Source organism: Paenibacillus macerans (assembly GCF_050565405.1).
GTDB classification, from domain to species: Bacteria; Bacillota; Bacilli; order Paenibacillales; family Paenibacillaceae; genus Fontibacillus; species Fontibacillus macerans_B.
In genome coordinates, this window is sequence record NZ_JBNYYG010000007.1 from 13,640 (window position 1) to 26,207 (window position 12,568).

A 12,568-nucleotide genomic window follows, 5' to 3' on the forward strand; every position below is an offset into this window, starting at 1 on the left:
GCACTCGGCCATGCTGTGGGTTCTAGGAACCTTAGACGTTGATCGTCGATGGTGTGGAGTGAGGACGGGTTTGATGCCCAGCTATTCCATTCGTTTTTTATTTTTTAGTTTGCTTGAGGGAGGATCATTTAATTTGGAAGTTGGCGAAATTTTTAAGACGTATCCAAAAGAGTTGAAACTACTTCTCTCTTTAATAGGAATGGATACGGATTCGGAGCTTCCGACACGCCTATCCAGAGATTACCCCGACATGGAATGGGATTACTTTCTAGAATTATGCATGCATCACCGCGTATATCCTCTAGTCTATCGAAATATTAGGACTTATGAGCTTACTATTGTTCCCGAGAAAGTCGTCATGTCATTAAAACAAGAATCAAATCGCAATGTGATTAAGATGCTTTGCCTAACCCAAGAGCTGGAACTTGTAACAAGGTTATTAAATGACAACAACATCCGATCATTGATTCTGAAAGGCCCGGTCCTTGGAAAAGAGCTCTATGGCGATATCTCTTTAAGAACATCAAAGGATTTGGATATTCTTGTGCCGCTAGAGGACTTAAAGAATACAGATGAAGTGTTACGGACACTGGGGTACGTCAATGAGGGCGCCGTCGATTTGAAGAAGAGGCATCACACGTCCTACTATCATCCGGAGAAAAAGCTGGAAGTCGAAATTCATTGGAGACTAGAGCCGGAAAGAGGGAGGGAACCCTCCTTCGATGAATTGTGGTCCCGGAAGGGCACTTGCTCATTTTCCAATTTTTCAGTTGATTATTTGGGAAGAGAGGACTTGTTTTTTAGTTTAGTATCGCACGGGTTTCGACATGGTTGGTTTCGCCTGCGTTGGCTATTGGACATCCATTTCCTTGTTCAGAAACCCATCGATTGGCGTGCAGTAGAGGCGATGCTGGACACCTATAAGTTTCGATTGGAGTTTTCGCAAACCCTTTTATTATTGAGAGAACTTTTTCAAACCCCTTTGGAGTCCTTTTCGATCAAATTTGTTCCTGATCGAAGGGCGATTCGCTTTGCTGCACTTGCAGCTAATTTGATCAGCGGTCATGGGCGTACACGATATCATTTTTCACGTAAAAAAGTCAGGCATAAAATAGATCTGCTGATCCAGTTATTATCACCGCGAAAAGAGGATATAGACCTGCTGCGCCTGCCCAAAGCTCTGTATTTCCTTTACTTTGTCATTTGTCCTATCTTCAGGGTGTTAAGACGAATCTCTAGAATAATTCCACGTAAGGTTAGACAAGGATATAGGCCCTAGCCTGGCTGAAAAAAACGATATCGTAAAATGAAAAGCCAAGATTTGCCGAGTTCCTTCATGGGAAATAGGCAAATCTTTGTTTTTTATCAGTCATTGAAAAATTCAATGGAGACTTGATTGGAGGAGCGAACATGAAGAGGGTACGTAAAGCGATCATTCCAGCAGCGGGGCTCGGTACCAGATTTCTTCCGGCGACAAAGGCGATGCCGAAAGAGATGCTCCCGATCATTAACAAACCGACCATCCAGTACATTGTGGAGGAAGCGATCGATTCGGGCATCGAAGACATCATCATTGTTACAGGCAAAGGAAAACGTGCGATCGAGGATCATTTCGATCATGCCTACGAACTTGAAACCAACCTGGTGGAGAAAGGGAAAATGAAGCTGCTTGAGGAAGTGCTTCGTTCCTCTAGCGTAGACATTCACTTTATTCGACAGAAGGAACCCAAGGGATTGGGGCACGCTGTGTGGTGCGCAAGACGCTTTATCGACAATGAGCCATTCGCTGTGTTATTGGGAGACGATATCGTACATAGCGAAATCCCTTGCTTAAAGCAGCTGATCAATCAGTATGAAAAAACCGGTACGTCCGTCATTGGAGTTCAGCCGGTTCCGGATCAGGAAACAACCCGGTACGGGATTATCGATCCTTTAGGCAAAAACGGGCGGTTATATAAAGTCGGCAATTTCGTAGAGAAACCGCCGTTTGGAACCGCTCCGTCCAATTTAGCGATTATGGGACGGTATGTGTTGGCTCCGGAGATCTTTGACCTCCTATCGACGCAAGAGAAAGGTTCAGGGGGAGAAATTCAGCTAACGGACGCGATTCAGAAATTGAATGCAACTCAGGGCGTCAACGCCTATCACTTCGATGGAACCCGATACGATGTCGGAGAGAAGCTGGGATTTATCCTGACTACTTTAGACTTTGCATTAAGAGATAATGAGCTCCGCGGCGATTTATTAAAAGCTATGGAAAGTCTCATTTATAAAGATCTTGTCCATAGAGAAATCGGATAAGGAGTGTTACTTGGATGCAAAATGCAACGAATGAAGCACAAGTTATTGAAACAGGGTCCTATGTCTCAGTTCCCTCTAAAACTCGGAGCGTATATTTAGCTGCTAAGCGAACGATGGATTTCCTCGGAGCATTATTCGGCATTCTCCTTTTACTCCCTGTGCTGACTCTGATTGCATTACTTATCAAGTTAGAGGATCCGAAAGGGCCCATCCTATTTAAGCAGCAACGGGTAGGCAAGAACGGAAGGCCATTCAACATGTATAAGTTCCGCTCGATGGTTTCGAATGCGGAAGAGTTGCTGGAACAGCTGCTGAATCAAAATGAAGTTAGCGGCCATATGTTCAAGATCAAAGAGGATCCGCGAGTCACGAAAATAGGCAAGCTGATCCGAAAAACGAGCTTGGATGAATTGCCGCAACTGGTGAATGTGTTGAAAGGCGATATGAGCCTGGTTGGCCCGAGGCCGCCGCTGCCTAGAGAAGTGAAAGAGTATAATGCGTACCACATGAAGAGGCTTGAGGTAACCCCGGGGTGCACGGGATTGTGGCAAGTGAGCGGCCGGAACAGTGTCGGATTTGAGGAAATGGTTGATCTGGATTTGAAGTATATCTCGGAACGCAGTTTTTTTTATGACGTAAAGCTGATTTATAAGACGTTTATCATTTTGATTCGCCCTAATGACGCTTTCTAAGCGGAGGTATATTGTGGAAAAAACATCGAAAATCTTTGTAGCAGGCCATCGCGGCCTTGCCGGATCGGCTATTTTGCGCCGACTACAGTCTGAGGGTTATGAAAATATCGTTGTTCGAGCCTCGGCTGAACTGGATTTGCGGGACTCCAATCAAGTGTTGTCCTTCTTCCAGGAGGAACGGTTTGAGTACGTGTTTCTTGCTGCGGCTAAAGTAGGGGGGATCGTCGCCAATAACGAGTACCCGGCGAATTTTATTCGCGATAACCTGCTGATCGCAAACAGTGTTATCGATTCGGCTTACCGGGCCGGCGTCGAGAAGCTACTTTTCTTGGGGAGTACCTGCATTTATCCGAAATTTGCCCCGCAACCCATGAAAGAGGAGTACTTACTATCCGGCAAGCTGGAGTCTACCAACGAACCGTATGCAATCGCGAAGATCGCCGGCATCAAGATGTGCCAAGCCTACAATCGCCAATACGGGACGAAATTTATTTCCGTCATGCCGACGAATTTGTACGGTCCAAACGATAATTATGATCTTCACAGTTCGCATGTGTTGCCGGCGCTCATCCGAAAGTTTCATGAAGCGAAGCACAGCGGTGCCGAATTTGTGGAAATTTGGGGAACAGGCAATCCAAGACGCGAGTTTCTTCATGTTGATGATTTGGCGGACGCTTGCGTCTATCTCATGAATCAATATGAAGAGGATGAAATCATCAATATTGGAGTTGGGGAGGACATCTCCATTCGGGAGCTTGCGGAGAAAATCAAAGAAGTCGTCGGCTATAGCGGACGGATCGTATTTGATACGAGCAAGCCGGACGGGACTCCACGCAAGCTCGTGGATGTAACCAGGCTGAACCAATGGGGCTGGAAAGCATCCATTCCGTTGGAAGATGGCCTAGCAGCAACCTATCAATGGTTTGTAAATAACGAACATCAACTACGCAAAGTTGTAGCGATCTAGGAGGAGATTCGGAATGAAGAAGGCATTAATTACAGGCGTTACAGGTCAGGATGGTTCGTACCTGGCGGAGCTTCTCCTGAAGAAAGGCTATAAGGTATATGGCGTTCGGCGTAGAACCAGCACGCCTAACTATGAGAACGTTGAGCATATCAAGGATGAAATTGAATGGCTCTCGGGTGATCTGTCCGATCTTTCTTCGCTGATCGAAGCCGTCAGGAAGTCTGACCCGGACGAAGTCTATAACCTTGCTGCCCAGTCATTCGTTGAAACGTCCTGGCCGCAGCCCATATTTACGGGAATGACCACGGGGATGGGCGTAACGAATATGCTTGAAGCGGTGCGTATTGCCAAGTCGGATGCCAAATTCTATCAAGCATCCAGCAGCGAGATGTTCGGAAAAGTGGTGGAGACCCCGCAAAAGGAAACGACGCCCTTTTATCCTCGCAGTCCATATGGAGTAGCTAAAGTTTACGGGCATTGGATTACGGTGAACTATCGCGAGAGCTTTGACATGTTCGCATGTTCCGGAATCTTGTTTAACCACGAATCCCCGCGCCGCGGCATGGAGTTCGTTACACGCAAGGTGACCAACGCCGTCGCCCGGATTAAGCTTGGGCTGCAGAGCGAGCTCCGCATGGGCAACCTTGATGCCAAAAGGGATTGGGGCTTTGCAGGAGATTATGTGAAGGCCATGTGGTTAATACTGCAGCAGGATCAACCAGACGATTATGTGATCTCCACGGGAGAAACGCATACCGTTCGTGAGTTGCTGCAGGTGGCCTTCTCCTACGTCGGCTTAAACTATAGAGACTATGTGGTCATCGATCCTAAGTATTTCCGCCCGGCTGAGGTGGATTTATTGCTAGGTGATTGTTCTAAAGCGAAGGAGAAGCTGGGGTGGGAATTGGAAGTCAGCTTCGAAGATTTGATAAAAATGATGGTGGACAGCGATTTGATCAAAAATTCGATTCAAAAGCTCTCCTTGGTTAATTAGAGGGTATGGAAAAGAAGAAGCTATTAATTTATGCCCATTATTATGTTCCAGATGTCGCGTCCACAGGTCAGATTTTAAGAGAATTGGCTGAAGGCATGCTTCACGCATTTGATATCACCGTCATTTGCGTGGTTCCTTCTTATACTGGAAAAATAGCTGACGAGTATAAGAAGAAGAAATACTACAAGGAAGAAATCAACGGTGTAAAGGTGATCCGAATTCGTGTTCCGGAATTCACCAAGAGCAACAAAGTGAGCAGGATAAGAAATATACTCAGTTATTTCTTGGGTGCCATGATGGCTACCCTAAAGGTTGGGAAGATGGATTATGTGTATTCCATTTCTCAACCGCCTATCTTAGGGGGACTGACCGGTGTTTGGGGGAAATGGTTGAAGCGAGCCAAATTCATCTATAATGTCCATGACTTCAACCCCGAGCAGACCATGGCTGTTGGCTACAGCAGCAATAAGCTCATCCTAAGTATCATGATGTGGATAGACAAGTTTAGCTGCAAACGTGCAGACAAGGTGATTCTGGTTGGTCGCGATCTCATTGAAACCTTAAAGGACAGATTTGAGGGAACAAACGTACCGAATCATGCGTTCATTAACAACTGGATCAATGAGAAGGAAATCTATCCTTTGCCGTCGGATCATCCTAAAGTCATGGCTTTCAAAGAGAAATACGGATTGGAAAATAAATTCATCATTATGTATTCAGGCAACCTGGGACTTTATTATGATCTTGAAAATTTGATGCATGTGATTCAGAAGTTCAAGGATAGAGAGGATGTAGCCTTCGTATTTGTGGGAGAAGGAACCATTCGGGATAAACTGGTCCTTTATAAAGACAAGTTTCATCTCCGAAACGTAACTTTTATCCCGTATCAAGATAAATCGGAGCTGATTTACAGCCTCAATGCCGGCGATGTCCACTGGTGCATTAATGCGAAAGGAATCAAAGGCGTGTCTGTCCCAAGTAAACTCTACGGCATTCTTGCTGCAGGAAAACCGCTTCTTGGCGTACTTGAGGAGGGTTCGGAAGCAAGACTGATCATTGAGGAAACCAAGTCCGGCTATGTGACGGAACCGGGGAATTACGACGAAGTCGAAGCGATCCTGGAACGATTTCTCCGTGAGAAGGAAACCCCGATGCTTGCTGAAATGAGTTGGCGCGGAAGGGACTATTTAGTCCGTCATCTGACGAAAGAGGTTTCGATCAAGAAGTTTATTTATGAAATCTTAGATAGTGACCATGAGTACGTCTTCGTCCCTGGGAGGGCTCGATGAAAACGATATTTGTATTCATATATGGATATATACCCGGTACAGGATATGGAGGACCCGTTAGCAGCATCTCTAACTTCGTGGAATATTTTGGTGACGAATACGATATCCGCATCGTTACCAGCAATCATGATCATGGAAAACGAGAAGTCTATGCGAATATAAGCGAGGGATGGAATCGAGTTGGCAAAGCGTCCGTATTGTATCTTGATGAAAGAGAGTACACAAGGAAAAATTTCTACTCCCTTTTGAAGGAGTATGACGTTTCGATGGTCTATCTAACCGGCGTATTCAGTATCCGTTTGAATAAACCGGCGATTGATTCAGCAAGGAAACTTAACATCCCCGTAGTAGTGGCAACAAGAGGGGAAATTTGCATTAATATTCTTGCCATGAAGAAATTGAAGAAGGTTACTTATTTAAAGATCATGAAAACGTTGAGGTATTTTAATGGATTGAAGTTTCAAATTACAAGTGATGAAGAATATGTGCAACTCCAAAAATACCTATCCATACCTAATGAGGAAATCATCATGTTACCTAATTTGCATGGAAAAAAATACAGTGTATCACCATTAGCCAAAGAGGTAAATGAGTTGAAGCTCTTGTTTATTTCTCGGATTCATCCTAAAAAGAATTTGCTGGATGCCTTAAAAGCGGTAGTCAAATTAAACGCTAGGGTTGTATTTGATATCTATGGCCCTGTAGAAGACGAAGCTTATTGGAATCAATGTCAAGAAATCATCAAACAAGCTGGGGAGCATATTCAAGTTCGTTACTGTGGACTCTTAAACATGATGGATGCAAGAAAGATCTACTATAACTACCATGGCTTCTTATTCCCTACCTTATCGGAGAATTATGGTCATGTCATCGTAGAAGCAATGATTGCGAATTGCATTCCAATGATAAGCAAAGAAACGACACCTTGGGATGATCTGCATGGGAACGGCGGCTATGTGTTTGAACTCCATAACATTGAACAAATGATCGATCAACTAGAGAGCTTTGCCGCAATGAGTCAGGGAGAATACGATGTGATGTTGAATCAATTGGAAAACTACACACAAGAAAAGTTGAAAATTAACGACCTCTTACTAAGGTATAAGCAAATGATTCATGGCGAATCGAACTCATTGGCAATACCGAATTAAGGAGAATAACGATGAGAATGTTGTTTGTGATTTCTTCGTTAGGCATCGGCGGCGAGCAAAAGGCAGCTAGTATTTTAACAGATGCATTTATAAAACAAGGGCATGACATCGACATCCTGGTGTTGAATAAAAAAGAAGAAAAACACTTTACCTTTAACTCCCAAATTGATATTAACTACGCTGAATGTGATAAATACAGAAATAAAAACATCAGAAAATTCTCGGTAATCTTCAGAAAAATAAGAACGGGAAATTACGATGCGATTATCGGTTTCGCCGTCATTCCATCCATCCTATGTTCATTGTGTGCACCATTTACGAGAGTTCCTGTTTTTGTTTGCGAAAGGAACGACCCTGCCGTTTACCCGGCCAGGTTTAAAATGCTCCGGTACGTTGCCTATCGCTATGCAACCGGAGCCGTATTTCAGACGAGTGAAGCGGAAAAGCACTTTGATTTCCTTCCTCGGCTAAAAAAAGTCGTCATACCCAATCCATTAGACATCACCCATCTTCCTCAGGTTCATGATGAAACAAGAAATCCAAGAATTGTTAACACAGCCCGTTTAGTGAATGCAAAGAATCAAGAAATCATTATTGAAGCATTTTCGAGAGTGTGTAAAAAACACCCTGAATTTACGGTTGCCATTTATGGGGACGGACCTAACAAGCAGCGATTAGAGAACTTGATTACACAAAAACATCTTGAAGATCGCATTACCATTTATGAGGCCGTACCCAATATTTTAGACATTATACGGAAAGACGCTATTTTTGTGCTTTCTTCAAATAACGAGGGATTTCCGAATTCATTAGCCGAAGCATTGGCTTTGGGGATTCCATCCATATCGACGAACTGTCGAATAGGGGGCCCAAAAGATATGATCCAGGACAGCGTGAATGGTTTTTTGGTTCCGGTTGGAGATGTCGATCATCTGCAATCCGCGTTAGACCGGTTAATGAGTGATGATGAATTGCGAAGGCAGTTCAGCAAGAAGGGAGTTGAAATTCGAGAAAAGTTATCATCTGAAATCATTGCTAGTAGATGGCTCCAGTTTATAGAAGCTACAGTGTAACCATTATACTGTAAAGGGAAAAGGATGATTATGAAGAAAAAGTTAAGGTTTGGAGCATGGGGATTAAATACACTACTAGTTGCTTCTCTGTTTTTTAGTATTGCGATTATCGTGAATGATCATGTTGTAGATCCCAAAACGGCTATGCAAGTGTACGGCCTTGCTGCCGTACTATTTATTGTCAAAATATCGACAACCAAGAAAATCGTTGTTTTTGGGCCTACGTACATTATATTGCTCTACACCATTATATCCTGTTTCGGTTATGACATTTTGGTCATGTTGAATCCCTCGGAGTATGAAACAATAGCCTCTCTAAGGCACTCGTACATGGATTATTTTAATTTAGCAAACGCCTACTACCATGTAGGTGTTTTTTCATTTGTGTTTAGCATCATGATGTCGAAGAGAAAGGCAAATATAACCCCAGAGAAAAAGACGCTCCGGTTTTCGACTTTTTCTCCAGCGGAAAGAAAATTATTCATGAATCTTTCATTAGGCATTATTTACTTCTACATTTTATGGCTCGTGTTCGAGGTAGTTACCGGTCGGTTGCCGTTAACCAACTATTTGGAAGTGAAGGACTTCTTTCGGCAACAGTCGGCATTGATGTATATCTTGAGGGCGACCTGGGTAGCGATGCCCACTTATTTGTTCTTCGCGGAAAAGAAGGATCTTCCCCGGTTTTTGATTCCGGTAAGCGTGATGTTCATCATCCTGATGTTTACCGGGAACAGAAATGAAATTCTTTATCCTTTAGCGATTGCAATAGGTGTGTATGTATGGCGCATGAAAGTATTTTCGGGTAAGGGCGTACCTAAATCCTTGATCATCGGCACCTTGATTCTTGTTCTGGTGATCAACCCGATGGTTTCAAATACAAGGAAAGATGGATTTGAAACGTTGTTATCGGGATCGTTTGGACTAAGAGATACGTTGTTGGAAATGGGGCAGCAACTTAATCCTTTTTCGATCATTTTATCAGCCATTGATACGGGGATTTACTCTTTCCAATATGGCATGACGATGATTGTACCGTCTTTATCCATTTCAACTTTGAACTTCATAGTTGAATCCGACCTGTACAAAACAACCTTCTACAATCCAAGTAATGTCTTGAACTATCTAGGACATTATGGCAGAGGATTCTCTTATATTGCCGAGATCTATATTAATTTTGGAGTCCTCGGGATTGTGATTGCTTTTTTCCTACTCGGAAAACTGAGCAGTTATATAGAATCGGTTTGCAGTAATAGCAGAAGACTGTTGTTTTTCTTCCAACTCGGTTCGTTATTTATGCTTTGGTCACGTAATGTCTTAGCGTTTAACTTTGTCATTGTTATTTTTGCAGTGCTTCTCCAGATCACGGTTGAAGTAATGACCGCGAAAAGGAGACGAATTACGAAAAGCAAACGCACGCTGCCGGCCCAACTATCGTGAAATGAAAATCTAAAGAGGTGTTCATATGAAAGTAATTATACACGGAGCAACCAATGGTTCTAATTATGGAGATGTTTTATTCGCAGACTTGTTTTATAGGGGGGCGTGCGAAGCTTTACCATCCAAGGATGTTCTATTTATGGAAATGCCGCACTATGGGATCGGCCAGTTTTATCGCGATGAGCTGAAATATACGAACAGAATGACTTTAAAGGATTTTTTTCAAGCGGATTTGCTGGTTTATATGTCAGGGGGATATTTTGGAGAAACTACTCCGCATTTCAAAGATCATCTTAAACGCTTTTTTCGCTATTTTTGGATTGGCTTGTTTTATTTGCTTAGGAAGAAGAAGGTTGTTATCTGTGGGGTAGGCGGCGGGCCTATTTCAAACCGAATGCTGCTGAAGGTCATTAATTTTATTATGAATAGGGCGATGTACATAACGGTTCGAGATCATGAGACCCAAGAGTATTTTCTAAATAAAGGAGTGAAAAACCATATCCAGGTCACCTGCGATACGGCGCAAGTGATCGACCAGACCATGGTTGAACATATTGACCTTAAAGAAGAGGAAACGATTAATCAACTGTTTGCGGATCAAAAATTAATTTTTCTACATGTCGGGATTACGCCAAAGGATGATGTGAAATTCCAAAATATCGTCGAGGGCTTAAATCGCTTTTTGAGGAAGCACCCCGAATACGGCGTTATTTTTGGGAACGATGGAAAGTCAAATTTTGATATTAATCAATTTAAGTCCATTAAATCACTACAATGTGAAAAAAAGTATTTCTATAAATATTCAGGTGCATGGCAATTAACTGCACTGCTAAATAAAGTGGATTTTGTCATTACCCCTAAACTACACGTAGGGATTATTAGTTCTTCATTAGGCAAATCCGTCGTATCTTTCCCGGTACACAAACAAAAAACGCTTAGATATTATCGGCAAATCGGAGAAGAGGGACGGTGTAAGTTGTTTTCGGAAGTGAATCCGGAAATCGTCGAACAGATGATCGAAACGTACCATGATAAACCCATTACCATTGATGATTCCATTCGGAGGACGGCGAAAATGAATATTGAAGTCATGAAAAGTGCCATACAGACCGCAAGAATGGAATCCAGTAATAAATATGAGAAAGCTTATTCCAAATGAAAAAATCATCCTCCACCATCAATTTTTTATATAGCATGATTTATCAGGGACTCATCATGATCTTGCCGTTAGCTACAGCTCCGTATTTGGCACGTGTGATTGGAGCGGAGGGGGCGGGGATTTATTCTTATACTTTCTCAATCGCCCAATACTTTTTGTATTTCGCGATGCTCGGCGTAAATAATTACGGGAATCGATCGATCTCGGCAGTTCGGGATAAAGGCCAAGATGAGCTCAATAAAACCTTTTCAAGCATTTTTGTTTTTCAGGTCATGACTTCAGCACTATCCATCACCGCATACGTCTTTTACTTGTGCTTAGGGGTTAAGGAGAACTTCTTGATTGCTGCTTTCCAATTGATCTTTGTAGCTTCGGCCCTTTTGGACATCAATTGGTTCTTTTTTGGATTAGAGGAATTCAAAAAAACGGTCACAAGAAAGATCTTTATCAAATTAATGACGGTTGCCTGTGTTTTTATTTTTGTCAAATCAGCGGATGATTTATGGAAATATACCCTGATTATGACGTTGAGCTACTTTGTGGGACAGATTTACTTATGGATGTTTGTCAGGAAGTTTGTTTCATTTGTTAAAATCGATTATCGTACCGTATTTAAACATTTCAAACCCAACTTGCTGTTATTTGTACCGTTAATAGCAACAAGCATTTATCGAATCATGAGTAAGATCATGATCGGGAACTTCAGCACAATGGCTGAAGTCGGATATTATGAGTATTCCGAAAAGCTGATTAATATTTGTTTGGCTGCGATCGTTGCGCTAGGCACTGTCATGTTGCCAAAGATGTCCAACTTAGTTGCAAACAACAAAAACGAAGAGCTCGAAAAATACTTAGAGAAGTCCATGCAAGTAGCGATGTTTATGGGATGCGCCATAGCGTTTGGATTAGCCTCCATATCCAATGATTTTATTCCTATTTTTTATGGTAAAGGCTTTGAGGATAGTATCGTGATTACGAAGATGCTTACGATCACGGTGTTGTTTATCTCTTGGGCCAATGTGATTCGAATGCAATATCTTATCCCCAATAAAATGGAACACGTCTTTGTGAAAGCGGTATGTCTAGGTGCTGTATTGAATTTTGCAATCAACCTCATCACGATTCCTAAGCTGGGAGCCATAGGAGCTGCGATCGGAACCATTTCCGCAGAGCTTTTTGTATCCATTTATCAAACCTATTGCGTTCGAAAGAAGCTTCACCTTTATAAATTTTTGAGGCAGGGAGTCATTTACCTTTTCAGTGGACTTGTCATGTTTAGCGTAGTAACCGTGATCTCCTCCTACGCCCAGCCATCGATTTTCATGCTTTTGTGTGAAATTTTCATCGGGGCATCCATTTACATGTCCATTTGCATCCTTTATTTTGTGAAAACGAGAAACGAATTGTTTTTACGCGTTATTCGTATTTTTTCGATCAAGCAAAGATTCAAAACGAAGGTGAAGGTTTCGAATGAATAACCCGAAAAGGTTGAAAGAGATCGA

11 protein-coding genes are annotated in these 12,568 nt (G+C 42.6%); all 11 read left to right on the plus strand.

The window, feature by feature from the left end:
* Positions 1 to 133 precede the first annotated feature (133 nt).
* The 11 genes from ACQ4N8_RS07205 (at position 134) to ACQ4N8_RS07255 (ending at position 12,544) form a co-directional block, all read left to right on the plus strand.
* Positions 134 to 1,279 carry a nucleotidyltransferase domain-containing protein gene (locus ACQ4N8_RS07205; RefSeq protein WP_430703662.1) on the plus strand — a complete coding sequence of 382 codons (1,146 nt, stop codon included), beginning with the start codon at positions 134 to 136 and terminating at the stop codon, positions 1,277 to 1,279.
* Between the two features lie 131 nt (positions 1,280 to 1,410).
* Positions 1,411 to 2,301: a UTP--glucose-1-phosphate uridylyltransferase GalU gene (gene galU / locus ACQ4N8_RS07210; RefSeq protein ID WP_430703773.1), complete on the plus strand. Its 891-nt coding sequence runs from the start codon at positions 1,411 to 1,413 to the stop codon at positions 2,299 to 2,301.
* Between the two features lie 14 nt (positions 2,302 to 2,315).
* Entirely contained in the window at positions 2,316 to 2,993 is a 678-nt protein-coding gene (locus ACQ4N8_RS07215; RefSeq protein ID WP_430703663.1) for a sugar transferase, read from the plus strand.
* Positions 2,994 to 3,006: 13 nt separating this feature from the next.
* Positions 3,007 to 3,960, plus strand: coding sequence for a GDP-L-fucose synthase (gene fcl, locus ACQ4N8_RS07220; protein ID WP_430703664.1), 954 nt, complete (start codon positions 3,007 to 3,009; stop codon positions 3,958 to 3,960).
* A gap of 13 nt (positions 3,961 to 3,973) precedes the next feature.
* Positions 3,974 to 4,954, plus strand: a complete 981-nt coding sequence (gene gmd, locus ACQ4N8_RS07225) for a GDP-mannose 4,6-dehydratase (protein WP_430703665.1) — start codon at positions 3,974 to 3,976, stop codon at positions 4,952 to 4,954.
* Positions 4,955 to 4,959: 5 nt separating this feature from the next.
* Positions 4,960 to 6,243 carry a glycosyltransferase family 4 protein gene (locus ACQ4N8_RS07230; protein WP_430703666.1) on the plus strand — a complete coding sequence of 428 codons (1,284 nt, stop codon included), beginning with the start codon at positions 4,960 to 4,962 and terminating at the stop codon, positions 6,241 to 6,243.
* Complete coding sequence (locus ACQ4N8_RS07235; protein WP_430703667.1) at positions 6,240 to 7,394, plus strand: glycosyltransferase; 1,155 nt, start codon at positions 6,240 to 6,242, stop codon at positions 7,392 to 7,394. The genes ACQ4N8_RS07230 and ACQ4N8_RS07235 overlap by 4 nt, the downstream gene beginning before the upstream one ends.
* Positions 7,395 to 7,405: 11 nt before the next feature.
* The gene (locus ACQ4N8_RS07240) at positions 7,406 to 8,467 is read left to right on the plus strand and encodes a glycosyltransferase (RefSeq protein ID WP_430703668.1); all 1,062 of its coding nucleotides are present in this window, start codon (positions 7,406 to 7,408) and stop codon (positions 8,465 to 8,467) included.
* Positions 8,468 to 8,497: 30 nt separating this feature from the next.
* On the plus strand, positions 8,498 to 9,907 hold the full coding sequence (gene wzy, locus ACQ4N8_RS07245; RefSeq protein WP_430703669.1) for an O-antigen polysaccharide polymerase Wzy: 1,410 nt from the start codon (positions 8,498 to 8,500) through the stop codon (positions 9,905 to 9,907).
* A gap of 25 nt (positions 9,908 to 9,932) precedes the next feature.
* A complete protein-coding gene (locus ACQ4N8_RS07250; RefSeq protein WP_430703670.1) occupies positions 9,933 to 11,066 on the plus strand; it encodes a polysaccharide pyruvyl transferase family protein in 1,134 nt (377 codons plus the stop codon).
* Positions 11,063 to 12,544, plus strand: a complete 1,482-nt coding sequence (locus ACQ4N8_RS07255) for a flippase (protein ID WP_430703671.1) — start codon at positions 11,063 to 11,065, stop codon at positions 12,542 to 12,544. The genes ACQ4N8_RS07250 and ACQ4N8_RS07255 overlap by 4 nt, the downstream gene beginning before the upstream one ends.
* Positions 12,545 to 12,568: the final 24 nt, after the last annotated feature.